This window comes from Bacillus cereus group sp. MG9, from assembly GCF_040459995.1.
Taxonomy (GTDB): domain Bacteria; phylum Bacillota; class Bacilli; order Bacillales; family Bacillaceae_G; genus Bacillus_A; species Bacillus_A mycoides.
Genome location: NZ_JARVHC010000001.1, coordinates 2384114 through 2405865, shown reverse-complemented (window position 1 = coordinate 2405865; position 21752 = coordinate 2384114). Strand labels below are relative to the sequence as shown.

Sequence of the window (21752 nt, the reverse complement as noted above, 5' to 3'; positions counted from 1 at the left end):
ATGAAAGAAAGTTTCACTTTACTAACAAGCATATGAAGAAATGAAACGATTTAGTTATACTGAAAGTAAATTTCACTAAAAATATTTTTCCTATTAAATTAATGTTTCAATATTTATTTTTCTCAATTGCAGGGCCAACCTAACATCATATATTATTTTAAATAATCGTATAATAGGGAGGCGTATAAATGATTATGAAACGTTTAGTAATGATGTGCTGTATCGTCATATTGTTTACTCCTTTCTCTTTCATTTCCCCTCACTCTACTTATGCTGAAGTAAATACTACTTACAAAAAACATGAATTACGCGCTGTATGGCTAGCATCTGTTCTCAATATTGATTGGCCTTCAAAAACTGGCTTACCTATTGAAAAGCAGAAACAAGAATTTATAAGACTATTAGACGATGTAAAAAACACTGGTATGAATGCAGTCGTTGTACAAATTAAACCGACTGCTGATGCTTTCTATCCTTCAAATTACGGTCCTTGGTCTGAATACATTACGGGTACACAAGGAAAAGACCCTGGATACGACCCGCTCGCATTTATGATTGAAGAAGCACATAAAAGAAATATAGAATTCCACGCATGGATTAATCCATACCGAATAACGATGAATCACACTGATATAAATCGATTATCAAATAATCACCCTGCAAGACAACATCCCGATTGGGTTGTACCTTACGGCGGGAAGCTATATTACAACCCTGGTATTCCAGATGTGAAAAACTTTATAACGGAAGGCGCTTTAGAAATCGTAAAAAATTATGATGTTGATGCAATTCATATGGACGATTATTTTTATCCTTATAAAGTAGTTGGCGAAGAATTTCCTGATCAAAAAACATTTGAATCATATAATAATGAGAATTTTTCAACTATCGAAGATTGGCGTCGCAATAATGTAAATGAACTCGTAAAAGGTTTAAATACTGCTATAAAACAAGAAAAATCATACGTAAAATTTGGCATTAGTCCATTTGGCGTATGGCGAAATATAGCTGACGATCCAACTGGCTCTAACACAACCGCAGGTCAAAGAAACTACGATGACCTTTATGCTGACACACGTGAGTGGATACAAAAAGGGTACATTGACTACATTACACCTCAAATATATTGGAATATAGGTTTCACACCTGCTGCATATGATATATTAGTAGAATGGTGGGTAAAAGAAACAAATAACAAACCGATTCACCTATACATCGGTCAAGCGGCTTATAAAATAAATAACAACTCTGTGCCTGCTTGGTCTGAGCCAGAAGAATATCCAAAACAAATCGCATTAAATCGTCAATATCCTGAAATAAAAGGTAGTATGCATTTCAGTTTAAAAGATATAAATAACAATCCACTTGGAATTAAAGATAGACTCTCAAAAGACATATATAAACACCCTGCATTAATTCCACCTATGCCTTGGCTTGATCATGATCCACCAAAACAACCTACTTTAAAAGGTGCCATTCCAAGAGATGAAGGTATTGCCGTGGGAATAATTGATAATAGAGATAATGACTCTTCTTATTACGCCATTTACCGTGTGAATGGAAAAAATGAAGTGGATATACAAAACCCAAAACATTTACTTACTACTGTAAGAAAAACAAAACTTGGAGAAATTTACGTAGATAAAACGGCTATTTCTGGAGAAACGTATACGTATGTAGTAACTGCAGTTGATCGATTGCATAATGAAAGCATTCCTTCTAGTTTTACTACCGTTAAGGCAAAATAAAATCTCAAAAAAAAAAAAAACGCCTTAAAGCTGAGAAATACTTAGCTTTTAAGGCGCCTTTTTTATTTATTCTTAAACTTCTCTGTCGCTGCTCTCATCTTCACATTCAAATCGTGATCAATGGAGTCGCGAATATCACGCTCTACTACTTCCATTTCTTTTTGGAAATTTTGCAAGTAGACTTTTAACTCTTCTTCTTTTTCTGGTCGTTGTGATGGAGGTAATTGCACCACTAAAGATAACATCGCAGTTAAATCTTTCATTAAAAACGTTTCAAGTTTATGTTGTTGTTCAAACATGCGTTGTTCTTGATAGTACGGCAATGCATTTAATACTGAAATTGTAATGTCATCAACCGTTCTTTGTAGTGAAGGATTAATCGAGCGTTTATATGCTTGAATTGTATTTAATGCATCTGGATATCGATCATAGAAATACAATTTATAAAACGATAAGTCTGTCGGTTTTACAGTTTTCTGCGTTTCTTGTCTTAAGAAATCTTTCACTTTCATCGCGGCCACATCGATATCTTCATTTGTAAGCTTTTTCGTTGTTTTTGCCATTACATGCACTTTTTTCTGTTTTTCTTTCGGTAACATTGAAAATACTTGTTCTCTCGTACGTTGACCTGATGTACAGAAAAGAGTATTCAATGTATGTTGTTCTTTCTTTCCTTCCGTACGAATCCAGCGATAAAAGAGTGGATGTTGCGTAAACTCTTGTAAAAACGGTGTCGATTTGTTTGATAATTTCTCAATGGAATCTTGTGCTCTCTTATATGGTTTCGTCCATGAAAAATAAAGTTTACGTCCGAAGTATACAACTAAAACAACGACAGTAAATGCGATTAAAAGTAATGATCCTAATAGTAATAATACTCCTTGAATGAAACTCATTTTTTCACCTCCTCTAAAAGTCTGTTATTTCCTTGGACGCTGAATGAGTTTCTGCTTCATCTCATCATTAAATGTATCTAGTTCAATTACAAATTTCTTACTAGACTCAATAATACGTTCTGACGATTTCTCAGATGCTTCAATAGCGGCAAATACATTTTGGAATGATTCACGTAATTTATCCATGCTAATTGCAGGATTTTCAAGGAGTTTTGTTGTTTCTTCTGTATTTTGTTTTAATGCTTGTGAATTGCTTAATACCATTGATTCAATCGCTTCATTTGTTGCATTAACAGCATCAATTGTTTTACGTTGATTTGTTAATGCGAGCTGAATTGCAGCTGAAACCGTTATAACGTTTTGCGTCATCGTAATTGCATTACGAATTGCCTCTGATAGCTTTTCATTATTTTTCTTAATGATGTCTACAGATGCGATAGATTGTAATAATACACTTTTTGCTTGTTGCATATTACGAGTACGCACAAGTATCTTTTCTAATGCATCATTTATTAACGGAATATCCCTTTGACGTTCTGGATTTTGTTTCTCAGCTTCAAGCATACCAGCAAGTTTTCTTCCTAAGTATACTTGTTTATCAAGAGCGTGAATTTTATCGTGTGATTGCTCTTTTAACATTTCAAGACCAACCGTATCCTCTTGCAAGTTATCACGGCCAATGAGAAGTGATCTTATAATCTCCTCGATTTGCTTATCTATAGATTGATATTTATGCACGTAATTTTCAAGCGGATTTTTCTTAAACACTTTAAACATAAGTTTCTTCATACCAGTTGCTTTTAATGAGTTTGGATCAAGTTCTGATACCACTTTTCGTAATTCTAACAATGTATTTGGAATTTCTTCATTCTTTCCATTCATCATCGCTGTCACAGGACGTTTTAAAGCTGATAGCGTTTGTCCTGCCGCTTGCTGCTCTTTATCCCCTAAGTCTCCTAGCTGCGACAATACTTTTGATAAATCTGTATTTTGCTCGCTATTTAACTTTTGTACATAAAGATCTGCTTCTTTATTCAGTTCTTCAAGCTCTGCATCTTTTATTACTGTATCCACTACTACTTCTACATTATTATCTTTCACAATCGATACAGGTTCTTTTTTCTCGAGTTCAGTCAACAAAATCGCTCCTTTATTTATATGTGCGAATTTATGTGCACTATATTTCATCTAATATATCGTATTTCATATACATTTTTGCTTGCTTGAAATCGATTTTTCAAGAAATACCTGCTTATGCAGTCATTCCCTGTTTCATAGTATAAGTATACCTGTTCTCGTCATTATTTTCCTCAGACTTAAGACCTAGAGAACAACATGCTGAAGACGGATTCTTCACAGCTTACCTTACTTATCACCACTGACTATTAATTTGAAATTCCATTTAGTTACCTTCTTAAATTCATACAATGCTCTATCTTTTGACATATACTATCTTTCAATGTGATAATTATATTAGGTCCACTTCTAATTATTCTTCCGCGCAACAAATGCTCCCTTTTGAAAAGCTAATAACACGGTTTCAAACGTAACGTCTTCTTCAATCATCTTTATAAATCCAGCTAATTCCCCCGCATGAGAAGTTGCATTATCAATTACCAGAAAACCTTTTGGCTCTAAAATACGTTTTATATGTTCCCACCACCACATGTATTGCGTGCGCTCTGAATCTAGGAAAATAAAATCAAATGAACGATCTACTTGCGAATCTAAAAATGCCCCAGCCTCTTGATTATGAATATCGATTCTCTGTGTAAGATTTGCCCTTTCAAAATTTCCAAGTGCCTCTCCAACCCGTTCTGAAGAAAGTTCTACAGTTATAACATTTCCATTTGTTTCTTCTACCGCATTTGCTAGCCACAATGTAGAATAGCCATTTGAAGTTCCAATTTCTAAAATTTTTTTCGCATTGCACCCCTTTACTAATACTGATAAAAACTGCCCCATTTCACGAGAAATATTTCTTAATTTTTCTTCTCTTTTTTCTTTATGTCGATCATGCTCTTCTCCATATTGTTCAAGTTGCAATAATAATGAATCTAGAGTATTCATTTTCTCCATCGCCTTTCCAAGCAATATGATGAAAAAGTACATGATGCCCGTCTACTTTTCATTATATGCGAAATGCACACCTTTTTCCTGTTATACGACAAAGAATTAAAATTTTTTATAGCATATTGTTTCGTTTTTTGGTAAAGTTAATTTCTACGTGCAATCATTTAATTCACATTATTTTACAATCAGTTTTCAATTATAAGATAATCTAAACCCCATTTAAATGAATCGGTATTTCTAATTCAACTAAGCGCCCTTTTCGGACGCATTTTCTTTTGTTTATATATTTCTGTAAGAAAGGATGCTTACACATGAACGTGATTAACTTAGATGCTGCTAGAAGACGTAAACAGCATAAAAAACTAATGATAACTATACCGATTATTAAACGCATTTATGAAGAAGACGGGGAAATTAAATTCGAGGTAGCCGGCGAAAAAGATGTACCTCTTGAAATGTTAGAAAAATAAAAAAAAGACGCACTTCTAAAGAAATGCGTCTTTTTTTATACTGTTACATTTAAGTGCATAAGTTTTTCAGGATTAACCATCATATAAATGTTTGAGATTTTCTCATTCTCAAATGTAAATGAAAGTACATAAGTCACTTTATTATTTACATTAACAATAACGCCTGGGGCACCATTTACCATCTTAAAATCAACAACGTATTCTACCGGGGACTTCTTCCCAATTCCAAAGAATAAACTTATAATTCTATCTGCAGAATAAATTGGATGAATTGCAGTTGTAACTTTACCACCACCATCAGCTTTCAATATCGCATCTGTTTTTAATACTTCTAACATGCCTTGCGCATCCCCACACTGCAATGATGATACAAATTTCTCCACGTAAGCAGCCATCTTCTTCGTACTTAATGTTGACTGCTTCGGCTTATCCAAAATACTTTTTCGTGCACGTTGAAAGATTTTTCGGCAGTTCACACTACTCTTTTCTACAATCGAAGCGATTTCTTCGTAGTCATAACTAAAAACCTCTCTTAATATGAAAACAACCCTCTCTACCTCAGTCAGTTGTTGTAAAAGTAATAAATATGCCGTAGAAATTGATTCTTTCATTACAAATGACTCTGATGGATCATCAATCTCTTCCACAAATGGCTCTGGCAACCACATTCCGACATATACGTTACGTTTATGTGCTGCCGAACGTAATTTGTCAATTGAGCGATTTGTTACCATTTTACATAAATAGGCTCTCATATTTTCTATAGATTGAACGTCCTCCATATTATTAAACGATATAAATACGTCATGGACGATATCTTCAGCATCCATAACACTCCCAAGGATTCTATATGCTAACGAAAATAATAATGGTTGATACGCTTCATATAACTGCTCCGTTTCCATGATGAACTGCCTCACTTTCTAATTGCTTTAAAATGTGTAACGCTGCACGTTTCCCGCTTGCTACCGCAGCATCAGCTAATATTTCATCATGCCCAGCCCAATCTCCTGCAACGTAAACACCTGGCATTTCAGGTATATTAGGGCCCGGTTTTTCAACACGGTCAATATGAGGAAAATCATGTACTACCGTTATTTTCGGTAAATATTGCTTTGCAACAACTTCTCTTTTCCAATTAGGATGTAGCAACTCCATCGTATTTTCTAACTGTTCTTGATCATCATGAAAATGATTTATCTCTAGCATAGGATTATGGTACTTAATTAAACTCACTACAATTGCTCCATCTTCACTTAATTTGGCTGCTCTTGATTGATTCGTGAAAAATATAGGTTGATCTAACCCTAATGCAAATTGATGTGTAGGGTTGGTTAAGCGTCTTAAACCAATATCTAATGCAGCGACGGTAACCGGTACCGATTGTTCACTCCATCTATACAAACTTGTTCCTTCTGCACCTTTTATTATTTTACAAGCTTCTTTAGGTGGAATCGTCACGACGACTGCATCAACTTCAAATACTTCATCATCCAAACATCGAATTTTTTGTACACCTTCACAATATTCTACTTCCAAAACATGCTTACTAGCCAGAAATTGCACACCAACATTATTAGCTATATCTCTTAATTTTGTTATTATCGTCTCCCAGCCACCATCTACATAAAATACTCCTTCTTTCATAGAAAGCTGAATTTGCTTTAGTACTGATGATGCTAATTGCATTGTAGGAGCATATGTGTATGTCGTTGTTCGGCATAACGCATAAAACATATTTCGTACCATAGGATCCTGTATTTCTTTTTCTGCCCATACAGAAAGACTCATTTTTGGAATCATATTTATATCCAATTTCCCTAAATGAATCATAAGGCGAGAAAATTGTATTTTAGCTGACCATGAAAGTAACGGCGTTGATAAAATGGAGCGAAAATCCGTTGGGATAGTATATACGTCATCTTTCCATATTCCGTGTGCTTTCGTGGACGGCATTCCTCCCGTAAGATTCATACCAAGCTCGTTAAATGTTAAGAACGCTTCTCCTCCGCGGTATAAAGCGTGTGCTCCAAGGTTCATATATATGCCATTTTTATTTATTGTCATCGCTCTGCCACCAAAACGGCTTGATTTTTCTAATACAACAACTTTCCTTCCTTCTTTCGCTAAATATATAGATGCTGTTAACCCTGCAAGCCCCCCGCCAACAATTGCTACATCAAACTTTTTCATAATAAAATCCCTCCTTATCGTTCTACATACAAGACGAACGAATTAGGAGGGATGTGACATTCAGTTACACATAATTTATTTCTCCTAACCACTCCATTGCAGAATCAACTGTCAAACAGTGGCTTAAAACTAATTTATATTCCAGAAAGTGTTGGTGAACATTTTCAAAATAGTAACAGTGACAACTTCTACAAACAATCTTGTTTACATAATAATATTATTTTCTAATCACTTAAATGCTGGTACCAAACTTCACTTTCTTCTTCACTCATTTCTCCTATTATTTTTGAAAAATCTATTTTTCTATCAAATGAGTCTTTTAACATATGAAATTGTTCAAACGAGCCTGTAAATGTTTCTAATGACTTAGAACAACAAACCATTTCAATATTTTCAATTGTTGCTCCATCTAATTCTAATTCCTTTAGTCCTCTCATTCTACCTAATGCCGATCCATCCTTTACCTTTGTATCTTTCAACTTTATATTTTGAATTGACGTATTATGTTGAAAGCAATTTAAATTATCAATGGTACTATTTTCAAATTCAATTGTTATTAAGTCATTTAAATTTTGTAAAACAAGTAAATCCAATCCACTAACATTCTCTAAACCTAAAATATACAAATGCTTTAAAGTATCTACTTTTGAAATTGCATAGAGCTGCTCGCGATTTGAAATATGTACAGTAAGCGATTCTAACTTTTGAAACTGCGATAGTAACGAAAAATCTTGAATATTAGTCTGTGAAAAATCTAATTTTTTTAATGATGATATTTCTACAAGTGCCGATAGATTATTTATCCTCGTATTCTTTATATTCATTTCTTGTAAGTGCTGTAAATGTATGATTGGCGTTAAATCTTGCACCGGATTATTAACTAAATATAACTTCTTTAAAGAATTCATTCGTTCTAATCCTGTTAAATCTTTAATTTCATTCCCAGATAAAATTAGTTCCCTTACTTCCGTACATATATGTAATGGACTAATATCTACTAATCCCTTTCCACCTAAATATAGTCTCTTCTCTCTAATAAATTTATCCGCACGTTCAGAAGAACCCACAATGTTTTTCCATTCTCCATCTAAACTATCGTACCAATCTTTAACATTATTTTCAGACTGAAATATAAATTGAGGATGTAAAACAGGTAATTCAATATTAAATAATGCGTCTAAAAAATGTATATTGTTGTTAGCACCATAACTCCAATATAAATAGTCTTCCTCTTGGTGAATGGTGAAATTTTTATCTTTTAGCGTTTGTAAAATAAATAGTAAAAAATCTGAAATTCTATTTGCCATTACATATTTTACTTCTTCATCTCGTCCAAAATTAATAACTTGTCCCATTTCCCCCTTTTCATCCGGATCAACATCTATTCCTATATTGTTACCGCCATAATCCTTACTAATAGGTATCCATTTGTAATTCACATATGTTTCCTTAATACATTTTGCTGGTATTGAAAATGCATCAAAATTTAAAAACTCCTCTTCTTCAATTCTTTTCCATACTCTCCACTCATTCAAAACTTCATCTAAAGAGAGAAATGGCAAACCAAAAAACAATCCTGGTCCCGATTTAACTTCACCGTTATGCGTGAGATAAAGCATACGTAATTCATCTGGAAACGAAATTCCCATTTCGCTTTCGACATATTGAATTTCTTCTATTGTTGCAGGTGCATTCAAAAATGGTTTAAAGTGATTTTTCAATTCAACTTCTAACTCTTTTATAATTAGATTATTCATTTCCCACACTCCCTTTTTATTAACTAATAAAAAAGCTCCTTTAATTACATTAATTGTAATTAAAGGAGCTTTTTCTCGCAACCAAACTTATTTTATACTATTTCATCGAAATTCAATCATACTGCATATGTACTTGCAACTTTATTATTTAACGAACTAAAACCATCCTCACTTTCACATTTCAATAACTAGACTCATACCCTAATTTCAGATTGCATTAAAACATAGGAAAGGCGGGTAATACAATTGACTTCTAATATCGACTACACTTCCCCCTCAACCAATTTCACCCATGATTTAAATAAAAGTAATTTTTTTAAGAAAGATGCCAAAAATTATATAAACGTACTTGCATTAAACAATTAAACACATTAGAAAACACTTCTTTATTAGATATATATTTAAGTACAGGTAATGTTGTAGAACCACATATCCATCAAAATGCAGCTGAACTCGTTTACTGTATTTCAGGATCTGCTGTTGTTTCTTTACTTAATCCATTTACGAATCAAATATTAAACTTACCGATAAAGCCAGGGCAAGTTGCCAACATTCCACAAGCGTGGTGGCATTATGAAATTGCTTCAGCAGATAATACTCATTTATTAGCTATATTCGACGCCCCAACCCCAGAAGTTATTTTTGGTTCTGATATTTTAAGATTAACTCCCGCTAATATGATGGCTCATACTTATTGCCTCAATGAACAACAATGGAAACAAGCCGTATCCCCAATTCAATCCACTACGGTAATTGGTCCTCCCGGAAACTGTAATCAAAACCGCGACATGATAAATCAGTCAACTCAGCCCCCTACTCAACAACAAAATCTATATTACCAAGATTCTTATTACTTCCCTCTATACTGGGGGTATTAATTAGTATCATTTTAATAGAACCACCATTTATCTCCTCGGAAAATATCGAGGAGATTTTTTATCGTAACAATTAATAGAGTACATACATATAATATTTATATATTTAAGTTGGAGGTGATAGTACTATGAGTAATTATAACTATCGAAAAAACTACTCTAATAATAAAAATAGTAGCTCTTCAGCATCCTCTCAATCTTCGAACTCTCAATCTTCCGATTCCCAGTCACAAAGAGATTTAGCCGAGCAAGGCTATGTAAAGAAAAAAGGATGTAACTGTAATAAAAATAAATAGTTTATTACTAATTTGAGCAATGACATTTCACCGCTCATGATTAACAATTTAACCCACTAGTATATAGTTTATTTAATGGATGAATTCTGTTTTTAATAGAATTCATCTTTTTTGTTTATATGTAATTTTTCAAACCATATAACTTATTCCATAAACAATAAAGTGTAAATCATAAATTTTGATTTTTCTTATATACCAACTTAACAAAGAGTAACTTTTCAATTGATTTATTTCTAATTTCCCACAAAAAATATAGCCCCACCTAATAAAATTAGGTGGGGCTATATACAAATGCCTGTTTAAATTTCAAACAAACATTGTAACAAGTTAGACGATATTAATACCTGCACTTACAAATCCAGCAACTGCAGCTATTGGACTTGCTGCTGTTAATGAAACATATAATAATACTTTATCCCCAGCCGCTACTGGAATAGCTTCAGCTATGATTCCTGATGCTGTAGAACCAATCGCTATTGCGGCAAATGCTGGTGTTAATAAAAGAGGTGCGCCTTGTACTGTAAACGTATTACTTGCTGCTGGTGCAGTTAATATTTGTATCTGCACTTGAACAGGTGTTAATGGAGCTAATGCAGCTGTTGCACTAAAGAAACCTGCTAATGACGTAATAACCCCTGCGCGTGGTGCTACAAATGCATAATCACCTATCCCTAACGCTAATGTGATACTTGTTCCACCCGTTAAAGCAACTCCAGGCTGACTAAATCCAAATCCAAGAAGAGTTCCTGTATTAGCTATTATCGCGTTAACTAACGCAGATGGTGTTGTACCTGAAGCAAACGGAATAATAGCTCCGCCACCAGTTGCTCCTGTCGCTCCTGTTGCTCCTGTTGCTCCTGTTGCTCCTGTCGCTCCTGTTGCTCCTGTCGCTCCTGTCGCTCCTGTTGCTCCTGTCGCTCCTGTCGCTCCTGTTGCTCCTGTCGCTCCTGTTGCTCCTGTTGCTCCTGTTGCTCCTGTTGCTCCTGTCGCTCCTGTCGCTCCTGTTGCTCCTGTTGCTCCTGTCGCTCCTGTCGCTCCTGTTGCTCCTGTTGCTCCTGTTGCTCCTGTTGCTCCTGTCGCTCCGCCTCCTGTTGGACCTGTTGGACCTGTTGGACCTGTTGGACCTGTCGCCCCTGGAGTAGCATTGATTAATTGAATTAATAAATTAAAAAGAAGTTGTAAAGTTGCAGAATCAACATTTGAGTTGCAGGATATAGGGATAAGATCTAAAGCGAAGAAGAATTGTGCAAGGGCGCTATAAAATTGTTGCAATAATGTTGACAATTGTCCTAAATTAGGTGCTGGAGATTGTAATAAAACTATAATACTTTGAGTTAATTGTTTCAAAAAATTAACTTCTGGAGAAGGTAATAAGGAATTTAAGAAAATTAAAAATTGATTAAATAAATCGAGTAACGCTAATCTGTTTGCATTACTTGGATTTGCAAAAAATGCTGAAATAGCTGATACTAATGAGTTTAGTAAAGTAATTAATTGACTTAATTGTTCCCTAGTAATAGGAACTGACTGTGGATTTTTACAACAATCTGCTGAAAAAACAATTGGATTGCAGTTATTATGACCAAAACAATTATTATTTGACATTTATTTCCTCCTTACTTTTCTTATAGTTGAGTGTTTTCCTATTCTAAGAACTATAAAAGATGCGATTGTAAAAAGTAGTTGAGTTATATGTTTCTCTTAAAATAGGAAACATGAATTATAATCAAACTTGAAAACGTAATTTAATTATGTTCATGACTCACATATTAATTATATGTTTTTAATAATTGACTGCTTAGATTAAACACCTAAACTTAAGAGTTTATTTTATTTTTCCACGTTTATCTATTAGGTCCAAAAGCACATTTTCATTTAAAAATTAAAACATAAATAAATCATTAGCATATATTCTACAAGTAACAACATCATTCTTTCAACTAATTAAAAATGATACCTTTACTAATATTGTGTTCCTTCTATAATCATGAAGCCGTTTCTATTATAAAAAACTTTCATACAATATAGTGGACAAGTTATTCTATACTTCGTTCAAAAAATAATTAAAGGAGTGAAATTTAATTGCCAATTATTCAACCATTTATCGCTTCTAGAAGATTTACATCTACACTAGGAGCTGGAACAGGAACAGGTGCAGCTTTTGCAATTGCTGCAACAGCTTGTTTAAACGATGCCGGTACTACTGCAACTGCCTTTCCGACTTTTACGTATTACAACCTCTATGTAAACGGGATAATTCAACCTAGCGTGAACTCCAGTGTCACCACAGGTCCTACTGGTGCTATTACAATTCCTGGCGGAGATGTATTAGACGGTGGAATCCCAATAACAATTGAATTTATCGTCACTTAATTTTAACTAATGTAATTTAGAACAAAAAAAGACAGATTCCTTTTTCCATTAAGAATCTGTCTTTTTTAATTAATAATAATAAATTGTAGGATAATTGAAGATCCTTGTGAGGGTGGTTCATCATCTAATAAAGTTAACTGACCAGCTGTAACTTCATAAAAAGGTTGTGGTTGAAGAATTCCATTTATAAATAGATTAATATAAGAAACTTCACTTGGTGATAAGATTTGTGTTGTACCGTATTGTGCTATACCATCTGCATTAGTATATATAAGTTTTTCCCCATCTGAAAAAGTAAAATATAATAGGTTTGTTGTTGGGATTATTCCCGGTATTCCCGTTGGGCCGGTTATTCCTGTTTCTCCTGCTGCCCCTGTTTCTCCGGTTGCCCCTGTTTCTCCTGTTGGGCCGGTTACTCCTGTTATTCCTGTTTCTCCCGTTTCTCCGGTTGCTCCTATTGCTCCTGTTGCTCCGGTTGGGCCTGTTTCTCCTGCTGCCCCTGTTTCTCCGGTTGCTCCTGCTACTCCCGTTATTCCTGTTTCTCCTGTTATTCCTGTTTCTCCGGTTGCCCCTGTTTCTCCTGTTTCTCCGGTTGCTCCTGTTTCTCCTGTTGCCCCTGTTTCTCCTGTTTCTCCTGTTTCTCCGGTTGCCCCTGTTTCTCCTGTTTCTCCGGTTGCTCCGGTTGCTCCTGCTACTCCCGTTATTCCTGTTTCTCCTGTTATTCCTGTTTCTCCGGTTGCCCCTGTTTCTCCGGTTGCTCCGGTTTCTCCTGTTGCCCCTGTTTCTCCTGTTTCTCCTGTTTCTCCTGTTTCTCCTGTTTCTCCTGTTTCTCCTGTTTCTCCTGTTTCTCCGGTTGCTCCTGTTTCTCCTGTTTCTCCGGTTGCTCCTGTTTCTCCTGTTTCTCCGGTTGCTCCGGTTGCTCCGGTTGCTCCGGTTGCTCCGGTTGCTCCGGTTGCTCCGGTTGCTCCGGTTGCTCCGGTTGCTCCGGTTGCTCCGGTTGCTCCTGTTGCTCCTGTCGCTCCGGTTGGAAAATTAATAGACGGAAGAGGTGGAAATGTAGGACCAATATTTTTAGAATCCATAACTTCCTTAGACATTGGTAATTTGTCATATCGATTCAAATTTGCATCTCCCTTCTATAGTATTTATTAAATGTTAGATGTTCCGAAATGTTAAAAGAATTATCTAAAAAAATACTATTAATCTCTCGATTAAAATCTTTGTACAAAATCAAATTTAATGTAATTTACTAAAAATGAATGTATTTTAAACAGCATGCCGTTACTATAAAAAATATTATTAATAGAATATATGAAAAGTATCTCCTTTATCATAAAAATGAGGTGATTTTAATTAAAAATAAAGATAGAGAAAATCCCCAAAATAATGACATACAATTATCCTTCCTTATAGACTAACTAGTCCTACTGGTAGTACTGGACCCATGAGTAATACCGGACCCACGGGTAGTACCGGCATAAACGTTACAACAAATTCTATGTTTGCAAATAATACAGTGGATGGAACAGTTTCAGTTGTACTAGGGTGGTACTAACATACTACTCTCAAACAATCAAAGCCTTGATAGCTTTGCAGTCAATAGTGCAAATGATTTATTTACAGTCCCTGTAACGGGACGTTATTATCTTTCTTATCAAATTAATACTACAATTGCACTTCTTGCGGGTTCAAGACTACTTTTAAACGGATCTACATCACTTCTGAGCTCAATTCTATCTCCTGCCCTATCTACTTCAAGTTATAATAATAATTTAATTACAATATTAAATGCAGGTAATACTATTTCTCTTCAATTATTCGGTCTCTTATCAATTGTCAATTTAATCGGTGGTGGATCAACTGGCGCCTCTCTAACAATTATACGAGTTGATTAATAAATGATTCATTTTTTCTTCTTAGCTTTAAATGCCATTCCCCTATATAGATAGTAGAAACTATCTATACTAAATATTCCGGATAAACATTATCAATTTACTCTATACGCTATCAATGTTAAGTTATTTATGAAGACAGTTTCTCCTTTACGAACCATCTCAATACGTATTTGAGAAATATTCTCCAATCCTATACGCGAGAGCAATACTGTGTTGACACTCAAATGAGTGTCTTTTTTTTAAAATTGTAATAAATAAAACCATCTCTTATAGATGGTTTTATCAAAACATATCTCTTTATATTCTAAATAAAATAGCAAGTTTATGAAGCTGGATAATAAATGGTCATACTTAACCGAGTTAGCGTTCGTCCGGAATTATGATAAGAGTGCGGTCTATCCGCCTTAAAGCGAATTGAATCTCCGCTATTTAATGTATATTGACAATTATTTATTTCAATTGTCAATTCTCCCTCAAACACCGTTATAAATTCTTCGGTCCCTTCTTTATGGCCTTCCGAACTTAATTTTCCTTCCGTTTCAATTTCAACCGTATAGATTTCAAAGTTCCTATCATCTTGAAAAGGAAAAGAAGGATACACTTTATATCTCCCATTGTCTTCTGATAATACTTGAACATCGTTTCGTAAAACCACTTTCGTATCAGGCTGTGGATTATTAATTAAAGACGTAAAAGACACTTTTAAACCATTCGCTATCTTCCATATTGTTGTTAGTGTCGGGCTTGAATCTCCTCTTTCAATTTGTCCAATCATCGTTTTACTCACACCTGTTAATTGGGAAACCTTTTCTAAACTTAATTTTTCTTTCTCACGTATTGCCTTTATATTTTTCGCCAAAATAAGTTGAATTTCTTCCATAAAAAAACACTCCTACACTATATACAATATAACGACCGTTATGTATAATAAAAAGCACACGTTATATTGTTCTTTTCGGTCATTATAACACACGAAAAATACTTAGGGGGTTTTGAAATGCCTTTATTTTCTTTTTTATTATTTGTTTTTATTAGTAGCTTCACACCCGGTCCTAACAATTTTTTAGCTATGACATACGCAAATCAACTTGGTTTGAAAAGGAGCATGCAATTTTGCTTTGGAGTAGCTTTCGGTTTTTTCCTCCTCACTTCTTTATGTAGTTTCTTTAATATAGTACTAATTAATATTTTACCTAAAATCGAATTACCTTTAAAAATTTTAGGAGTAGCATACATGTTATATTTAGCTTTTAAAATACTCACTAGTAAAGGCAGTACGGATCCCGATGAAAAAGATAATAAAAACTTATTTACAGTGGGGATTTTTATTCAGTTTGTTAACCCTAAAGGGATATTATTCGGACTGACTGTAGTTTCTACTTTTATTCTCCCTTACTACAATTCATATTCAAGTTTTCTACTTTTTTCATTATTTCTAGGTGTAGTCGGTTTAATGAGTACATTTAGTTGGAGCCTGTTTGGTTCAATGTTCCAAAAACTATTATTAAAACATACTCAATTATTTAACATCATTATGGCTGTTTTATTGGTTTTCAGTGCTATATCAATCGTTATAAGCTAGCTCTATACTCATTCTAATTCTTATATTTTGTTTAACTGAACCAAACGCTACAGTACGTATATCTTAAGCTTTTTCTCTTATTCTCCTAAATAAAACTTTTTTCTACCTTGTACAAACAGTTTTTATCCTCATTAAATACAATATATAGACAAATAAAAGATAGGAGATTAAAGAATGGCTGATTTTTTTTATAAACATGGTAAAAAGTACTATAAAAACTATTCATATTCTCACAATAAAAAAGAGAACTGTTTCACTAAAACGCATACGATTGCTGGCTCAAATATACCGTTAGATATTATTGTACCAGCTAACACTTCAAGAATAGTTTTTGAAGATGCTACTAATAATCACAATAAAACATTACTGCAGTTTCATGTTCCTGGTACTTCTGCACCAATTGTTGTAACTATTCGTACAAGAAATTCTCGTAGACCGATTACCGCTACAATAGCTTCAGGTGAAACAAGAATTCTTCAAGTAGAAAATTTTGAAAGCCTCACTCTCACAAATAATAATAATACAAGTAGCGACATTGGTATTTTTATTCAAAAAACGTTTTGCATCTGCTGTGATGACCAAAATGATTACTATGCAGAACAATCACATTCTCTTAACCAAAAGAGTAACTGTTTTATTGAGACTCATACCATAGCCGGTTCGGGAACTTCCTCAACTGGAAATGTACCTCTAGATATTATCGTACCCCCTAACTCTTCAAGAGTGGTTTTTGAAGATCTTACTATTAATCACAACAAAACATTACTTCAAATATCTGTTCCTAACGATTCCGGTCCCATTGAAGTAACTATTCGAACAAGGATTTCTAACACACCAATTATCGCTACGATAGTTCCTAATGAAACAAGGATTTTTCAAGTAGAAGATTTCCAAGAACTTACCCTCACAAATAATTCCGATTCCTTTGATTTTATTGATATATTTATCAATAAAACGTTTTGTATTTGCTGTGATGACCAGAACAACCCTTGCGATGAATGTAACCATGAATACGACAATGATTATGATTGTTAATTTTAATGAAAAAGAAACCTTTTTATAAAGGTTTCTTTTTCATTAAAACAACTAACATCCGATAATATACGTACTTACTTATCTACCGTTTCTCGTTTCTTAATAAAATAGCATTTTTGTTTATAAATTTTACACATTTAAAGTAGACAAGCATATGTTATTATATGGAGATTTCCTCCACTCATAAGTTTCTTATCTTTCTAAGAGTACGTTTATAGGCGTGCTCTTTTGATTTTTTATCCAATAACGATTTTTATATCCACACGCTTCTTACTAAGCTTCATTGCTAAATAAGGTTGGATATATTTTTTCTATTTTTGAATGTATAATCCAAAACTTATTACTAGAAACTGTACAAATACTAATAGCTCTTCAAAAAAAGAAGCACATGCTTCTGTGGCAAAATCAAATTCGAGTTGACGAATTTGATTTTTCGCATCATCAAAATCAGAAGCTACAACTTTTTATTAAATACAACTTCAGCCTTATGACCTTGCAGTATATATTGACAATACTTTCGCTAGTCATAGAAAACCTTATAGATCAATCGCAGTATATAAAAATCCAAATACTTCTCAACGGATAGGATTATGGACAGTATATGATCCATCAAGATATTTAATATATTCCTAATTTGGTTGGGTAAGTAATAGACCAATTAATCCATAATAAGAAAAAGAGGCTGCGAAATAATTACAGCCTCTTTTCTTTAATCGCATTTTTCTATTTGGTCGCCTTCTTCACCTGCATTTTCTGCCGAACTATCCGTTCCGCCTCCTACTGCATGTTGCTGTTTAGTATTAGAGCTTTCGATGGCAGCGTTGGTTCCCGCTGCACTGTCTTCTCCACCACCACTTGCCACTTGAGTAGCACCAGCCTGTTCCTTACGGGTTTTATTAATTTGATTATTGATGATAAGTACAAATTCTGCCTCTTCATCCGAAGTTTCTTTTTTCATTTTATGCGGCTCAATCTGGTCCCCACTAATTCCTTTATTTATGGCTTCGCCTCCAGCGCCCACCGTTTCTTGCTGTCGGGTATTCGATGAATCGATTGCTGCATTACTTCCTGCTGCACTATTTTGTCCGGCTCCACTGGCAATTTGTGTTGTATTCGGTGCAAATGTAATCTGATTATTAATGACAATGACAATTTTTCGTTTATCAGCAAGATTTCCCAAATTAATTTCTTCTCCATCTTTTTTTACAAATCGAAACGTGATTTTTTCATTGTTTTCCATATTCTCCCCCCTTTGTAGTATTAAATGACTGGAGAATGATAATGGATTGGACAAGCGTATTTTTTTATAAATATGTGACCCCGCCCACAATGAAGGATGTATTACCAGGTTCCGGTATTTACCTCATATTAGGTACGTTGGCTTGGCGACAGTCCAGCATCCGCCGAATTTCGGAATGCATGGAGAAAAACCTTATAGGAGATATAGAAAGAGAGATTAGTAGAAACATTGGTATATAAAGGTTTCTAGGTTTCATTATATTTTCCTTTTCTTATTTATATTTATCAGCCAAATATCTAGCATAGTGAACTAAATTTCTAGCTACATCTAATTCAAGATTAAATATATTAGGTACCCCTGGTCTCCAATTCACCTCAAATAACCACAATTTTTGATCCTTATCAATCCCTACATCAATTCCTAACTCATCAAATAGTATATCCTTATATAAAGAATTAAAATGGTTAGAAAAAGTTACTGCAAATCGTTCTAAATACCTTTTAATATTATACCAATCGTTATCAAACTCCGCTTTTAAAAAAACATCTAAATAAGTACTATAACCACCCTTAGCCATATTTGATACAATACTTCCTAATGGACCTATTCTCGGGAATATAGAAGTAACAACCCACCTGCCTTCCCCATTTCTTTGAACATGCAATCGAAAATCATAAACATGACCAGATTTCATTTGACATGAAATAAACTGTTGAATTATGTAACCTTGCTCTTGAATCTTATCAGATATAAAGCTCCGTAATTGTTTTTTATTAATAGATGAAATTTGTTCTGACTCATTCATACTGTAATTCATCCCATTTTTTTCAATGAAAATAATACCACTACCTTGATGTCCAGAAATTGGTTTAATAATAAGTTTTTCATAACGATTAATCATGTCAAAAAACTTATTAACATCATTTAATTCATAAAAAGGAATAAGATATTGCTTAAATTTTTTCGCTCTATTTATTCTGTTATATACACTTAATTTATTTCCAATTGAATGACTTGTAAAAGGAACTTTTTCATGTAGATAATCATAGATTTGCTGATTTTTATCACTAACATGAACACTTGCATTGTAAATAACATCTGGAAAAGAAAATTCTTGTTCAATCCACTTACCATTTTCATAAGTTTTACCTAAAATCTTCTTCGTTTCTATATTTACTTTTCCTAAAGTAAAATAAAAAAATTCCACACCTTCAGCTTTAGCTACAGCAGCATAAGTATATGCTTTCTTTACGTCATTCGGATCTTTCCGATGATGAAGCATACCAATTATAGTCATGTTAGTTCTTCTTCCCTTCTTTCTAAAGATTTTTTTCAAAACAAATATCAAATTCATTATATATATATTCATGTTCTTCCTCATTCAACCATTTTTCGAAAAATCCAGAACAAGCTTAACCTCATTTTAATATTCTACCTATAGAAATAATAAACCTGAGATTTTATAAAATGATAAAGGTTAAGGTGACATAAAATGGATACTATCGTTTTCATTGAAACAAATAAATCTGGATCAAGTAGAGAAGCAATCAAAGCAGCTGAAAAACTTAATTTCTTTACTGTTTTATTAACTAAAAAAACAAAATTTATTAATGAACGCACTATATTCCCTGATGTACATCAGATGATTTTCACTGATATAAATGATTATGATAATATAATTACAACAATTGAAAAATTAAATACATCAGGAAAAAACATAAAAGGGATCTTTAGTTTTATTGACCCTTTTGTTTATGTGGCTGCACGTTTATCAGAAAGATTTTGCTCAAATATTGTATCTACTAAAGCTATCCATCATATGGAAAACAAAATATTAACTCGTAATGTACTTAAAGAATTACCAATCTCACTCAACTATTTAATTTACAAACCAACAGAATCATTATCATCTTTTCTTGAAAAAACTAAAGAGATAAATTTCCCTCTTATTGTAAAATCCCCTAAATCAACAGGATCCAAAGATGTATTATTAGTAAAAAATAAAGATCAATTAATCTTATCTATACAAAGTCTTTTAAAAAAACTACCTAATGAAGAAATTCTACTTGAAGAATATATAGATGGACCTCAGTACTTAGTTGAAATTTTAGTTCAAGATGGAAAAGTCCATATTATAGCAGTAATTGAACAAGAAATTACACTTTTTGAACGTTTTATTGTTACTGGTTATTCTTTACTAGGACAGGTAGACAAAAGACTATATAATAGTCTTTTCAATGCAGTTAATTCTGTTATTCAGGCCTTTAATATGAAAAATGGAGCGTGTCATCTAGAACTCCGGAGAATAAAAGATGTTTGGAAATTAATTGAGATAAATCCCAGAATATCAGGTGGAGCAATGAATGACATAATTGAAATTGGACATGGAATCAACTTAGTGCAAGAGACTATTCAGTTAATGTTAGGAAATAAACCTTCACTAAATAAAAAACATTATAAATATGTGTACGCTCATTACCTAACAGTTAAATCTAAAGGAAAACTAATTCGAGTTACAGGGAAAAACCGTAGTTCTAAATATCCTGGTGTAGAGAAAGTTTATATAAAACCTAAAAAAGGAACTATCTTAAAACCACCTACATCAATGGGACATCGATGTGGATACGTTTTAGCTGCAGCCTATTTTAAAACAGAAGCTAAAAAAATAGCTTTAGAAGCAGCTAAAGAAATTTCATTTGAAATCCAAAAATAATAAATACAACATATATACACCAACTGATGAAAATATACTAAAAATCATATTTCTTATAATTTTAATTTCTTTACTAAATAGATGACTCCAAAATGATTTAATTTATATATGGTAAAATATATCCATCGCCGATATGTCCAAACATGTAATTTTCATAGCAGCAAAATTACAAATATACTTTTACAACATGATTCAAAAATCAATGAAGGAATGTTTTAAGTGAAAGGACATATTCGAAAAAGAGGAACAAAGTGGTGTATTATTGTCGATATCGGAGCTGATTCAGAGACAGGAAAAAGAAGACAAAAGTGGTTTTCGTGATACATTTAAAACCTATTTGAAAAAATCCGAATTAAAAAACATTAGATTTCATGATTTACGCCATACTCATGCAACGCTTCTTTTAAAACAAGGAGTACATCCAAAGATTGTAAGCGAACGATTGGATCATAAGGACGTTTTCATAACCTTAAATCGCTATTCACATTTTTCACCTAGTCTGCAAAAGGACGCTGTTAAAACATTCAATGATAGACTTTTCGGATGGCAATGTTTGCAAATATAAAAAATGAGGTTTCTCTTTTCTAGAGAAACCTCACCACATCA

18 protein-coding genes and 2 pseudogenes are annotated in these 21752 nt (G+C 33.4%); 9 read left to right on the top strand and 11 right to left on the bottom strand.

Translation table 11 applies throughout. From position 1 onward, the window contains the following. Window positions 1–188 precede the first annotated feature (188 nt). Window positions 189–1748: a glycoside hydrolase family 10-like protein gene (locus QCI77_RS12245; protein ID WP_113769413.1), complete on the top strand. Its 1560-nt coding sequence runs from the start codon at window positions 189–191 to the stop codon at window positions 1746–1748. 62 nt (window positions 1749–1810) lie between these two features. Here QCI77_RS12245 and QCI77_RS12240 read toward each other — a convergent pair whose 3' ends face one another. The 3 genes from QCI77_RS12240 to QCI77_RS12230 all read right to left on the bottom strand — a co-directional run bounded on the left by QCI77_RS12240 (window position 1811) and on the right by QCI77_RS12230 (window position 4723). Next, entirely contained in the window at window positions 1811–2644 is an 834-nt protein-coding gene (locus QCI77_RS12240) for a DUF3974 domain-containing protein (RefSeq protein WP_113769412.1), read from the bottom strand. Window positions 2645–2668: 24 nt separating this feature from the next. Next, window positions 2669–3781: a toxic anion resistance protein gene (locus tag QCI77_RS12235; RefSeq protein ID WP_002085564.1), complete on the bottom strand. Its 1113-nt coding sequence runs from the start codon at window positions 3779–3781 to the stop codon at window positions 2669–2671. 348 nt (window positions 3782–4129) lie between these two features. Then, window positions 4130–4723, bottom strand: a complete 594-nt coding sequence (locus QCI77_RS12230) for an O-methyltransferase (protein ID WP_002085565.1) — start codon at window positions 4721–4723, stop codon at window positions 4130–4132. A gap of 305 nt (window positions 4724–5028) precedes the next feature. Here QCI77_RS12230 and QCI77_RS12225 point away from each other — a divergent pair, with 305 nt between their 5' ends. Beyond that, window positions 5029–5187, top strand: coding sequence for a hypothetical protein (locus tag QCI77_RS12225; protein ID WP_002085567.1), 159 nt, complete (start codon window positions 5029–5031; stop codon window positions 5185–5187). 35 nt (window positions 5188–5222) lie between these two features. On the opposite strand, the gene QCI77_RS12220 is transcribed toward QCI77_RS12225, so the two are convergent. The 3 genes from QCI77_RS12220 to QCI77_RS12210 form a co-directional block, all read right to left on the bottom strand. Continuing rightward, on the bottom strand, window positions 5223–6092 hold the full coding sequence (locus tag QCI77_RS12220) for a sigma-70 family RNA polymerase sigma factor (RefSeq protein WP_033734526.1): 870 nt from the start codon (window positions 6090–6092) through the stop codon (window positions 5223–5225). Beyond that, window positions 6070–7380: a phytoene desaturase family protein gene (locus tag QCI77_RS12215; RefSeq protein ID WP_113769411.1), complete on the bottom strand. Its 1311-nt coding sequence runs from the start codon at window positions 7378–7380 to the stop codon at window positions 6070–6072. The genes QCI77_RS12220 and QCI77_RS12215 overlap by 23 nt, the downstream gene beginning before the upstream one ends. 224 nt (window positions 7381–7604) lie before the next feature. Beyond that, window positions 7605–9137 carry an SMI1/KNR4 family protein gene (locus QCI77_RS12210; protein WP_016120195.1) on the bottom strand — a complete coding sequence of 511 codons (1533 nt, stop codon included), beginning with the start codon at window positions 9135–9137 and terminating at the stop codon, window positions 7605–7607. A 246-nt stretch (window positions 9138–9383) separates the two neighbouring features. On the opposite strand from QCI77_RS12210, the pseudogene QCI77_RS12205 reads away from it, so the two are divergent. Further along, window positions 9384–10015: pseudogene (locus tag QCI77_RS12205) on the top strand (cupin domain-containing protein). A gap of 620 nt (window positions 10016–10635) precedes the next feature. On the opposite strand, the gene QCI77_RS12200 reads toward QCI77_RS12205, so the two are convergent. Then, complete coding sequence (locus QCI77_RS12200; RefSeq protein WP_353824952.1) at window positions 10636–11913, bottom strand: exosporium glycoprotein BclB-related protein; 1278 nt, start codon at window positions 11911–11913, stop codon at window positions 10636–10638. Window positions 11914–12390: 477 nt separating this feature from the next. Here QCI77_RS12200 and QCI77_RS12195 point away from each other — a divergent pair, with 477 nt between their 5' ends. Beyond that, window positions 12391–12681 carry a DUF4183 domain-containing protein gene (locus QCI77_RS12195; RefSeq protein ID WP_002031992.1) on the top strand — a complete coding sequence of 97 codons (291 nt, stop codon included), beginning with the start codon at window positions 12391–12393 and terminating at the stop codon, window positions 12679–12681. Between the two features lie 65 nt (window positions 12682–12746). Here QCI77_RS12195 and QCI77_RS12190 read toward each other — a convergent pair whose 3' ends face one another. After that, the gene (locus tag QCI77_RS12190; protein WP_483298978.1) at window positions 12747–13778 is read right to left on the bottom strand and encodes a DUF4183 domain-containing protein; all 1032 of its coding nucleotides are present in this window, start codon (window positions 13776–13778) and stop codon (window positions 12747–12749) included. A 347-nt stretch (window positions 13779–14125) separates the two neighbouring features. Between QCI77_RS12190 and QCI77_RS12185 the strand changes: the two are divergent. Beyond that, window positions 14126–14576, top strand: a pseudogene (locus QCI77_RS12185) (BclA C-terminal domain-containing protein). A gap of 322 nt (window positions 14577–14898) precedes the next feature. Here QCI77_RS12185 and QCI77_RS12180 read toward each other — a convergent pair. Further along, window positions 14899–15456, bottom strand: a complete 558-nt coding sequence (locus tag QCI77_RS12180) for a helix-turn-helix domain-containing protein (protein ID WP_002031987.1) — start codon at window positions 15454–15456, stop codon at window positions 14899–14901. 117 nt (window positions 15457–15573) lie between these two features. Here QCI77_RS12180 and QCI77_RS12175 point away from each other — a divergent pair, with 117 nt between their 5' ends. Both QCI77_RS12175 and QCI77_RS12170 read left to right on the top strand, forming a co-directional pair. After that, on the top strand, window positions 15574–16158 hold the full coding sequence (locus tag QCI77_RS12175; RefSeq protein WP_002031985.1) for a LysE family translocator: 585 nt from the start codon (window positions 15574–15576) through the stop codon (window positions 16156–16158). A gap of 174 nt (window positions 16159–16332) precedes the next feature. Next, window positions 16333–17193, top strand: coding sequence for a hypothetical protein (locus tag QCI77_RS12170; protein WP_002031983.1), 861 nt, complete (start codon window positions 16333–16335; stop codon window positions 17191–17193). A 709-nt stretch (window positions 17194–17902) separates the two neighbouring features. Here QCI77_RS12170 and QCI77_RS12165 read toward each other — a convergent pair. Further along, window positions 17903–18433, bottom strand: coding sequence for a hypothetical protein (locus tag QCI77_RS12165; RefSeq protein WP_002031980.1), 531 nt, complete (start codon window positions 18431–18433; stop codon window positions 17903–17905). Window positions 18434–18704: 271 nt separating this feature from the next. Next, window positions 18705–19802 (bottom strand): YheC/YheD family endospore coat-associated protein, encoded by a 1098-nt coding sequence (locus tag QCI77_RS12160; RefSeq protein ID WP_002165834.1) that lies wholly within the window; start codon window positions 19800–19802, stop codon window positions 18705–18707. Window positions 19803–19925: 123 nt separating this feature from the next. Here QCI77_RS12160 and QCI77_RS12155 point away from each other — a divergent pair, with 123 nt between their 5' ends. Both QCI77_RS12155 and QCI77_RS12150 read left to right on the top strand, forming a co-directional pair. Beyond that, a complete protein-coding gene (locus QCI77_RS12155) occupies window positions 19926–21146 on the top strand; it encodes an ATP-grasp domain-containing protein (protein ID WP_061675815.1) in 1221 nt (406 codons plus the stop codon). 262 nt (window positions 21147–21408) lie between these two features. After that, on the top strand, window positions 21409–21711 hold the full coding sequence (locus tag QCI77_RS12150) for a tyrosine-type recombinase/integrase (RefSeq protein WP_483298977.1): 303 nt from the start codon (window positions 21409–21411) through the stop codon (window positions 21709–21711). The last annotated feature ends 41 nt before the right edge of the window (window positions 21712–21752 follow it).

Coding starts and splice junctions, on each gene's coding strand:
- QCI77_RS12245 (WP_113769413.1), top strand. CDS start 189: ATGATTATGAAACGTTTAGTAATGATGTGCTGTATCGTCATATTGTTT.
- QCI77_RS12240 (WP_113769412.1), bottom strand. CDS start 2,644: ATGAGTTTCATTCAAGGAGTATTATTACTATTAGGATCATTACTTTTA.
- QCI77_RS12230 (WP_002085565.1), bottom strand. CDS start 4,723: ATGGAGAAAATGAATACTCTAGATTCATTATTATTGCAACTTGAACAA.
- QCI77_RS12225 (WP_002085567.1), top strand. CDS start 5,029: ATGAACGTGATTAACTTAGATGCTGCTAGAAGACGTAAACAGCATAAA.
- QCI77_RS12220 (WP_033734526.1), bottom strand. CDS start 6,092: ATGGAAACGGAGCAGTTATATGAAGCGTATCAACCATTATTATTTTCG.
- QCI77_RS12215 (WP_113769411.1), bottom strand. CDS start 7,380: ATGAAAAAGTTTGATGTAGCAATTGTTGGCGGGGGGCTTGCAGGGTTA.
- QCI77_RS12210 (WP_016120195.1), bottom strand. CDS start 9,137: ATGAATAATCTAATTATAAAAGAGTTAGAAGTTGAATTGAAAAATCAC.
- QCI77_RS12200 (WP_353824952.1), bottom strand. CDS start 11,913: ATGTCAAATAATAATTGTTTTGGTCATAATAACTGCAATCCAATTGTT.
- QCI77_RS12190 (WP_483298978.1), bottom strand. CDS start 13,778: ATGTCTAAGGAAGTTATGGATTCTAAAAATATTGGTCCTACATTTCCA.
- QCI77_RS12180 (WP_002031987.1), bottom strand. CDS start 15,456: ATGGAAGAAATTCAACTTATTTTGGCGAAAAATATAAAGGCAATACGT.
- QCI77_RS12175 (WP_002031985.1), top strand. CDS start 15,574: ATGCCTTTATTTTCTTTTTTATTATTTGTTTTTATTAGTAGCTTCACA.
- QCI77_RS12170 (WP_002031983.1), top strand. CDS start 16,333: ATGGCTGATTTTTTTTATAAACATGGTAAAAAGTACTATAAAAACTAT.
- QCI77_RS12165 (WP_002031980.1), bottom strand. CDS start 18,433: ATGGAAAACAATGAAAAAATCACGTTTCGATTTGTAAAAAAAGATGGA.
- QCI77_RS12160 (WP_002165834.1), bottom strand. CDS start 19,802: ATGAATATATATATAATGAATTTGATATTTGTTTTGAAAAAAATCTTT.
- QCI77_RS12155 (WP_061675815.1), top strand. CDS start 19,926: ATGGATACTATCGTTTTCATTGAAACAAATAAATCTGGATCAAGTAGA.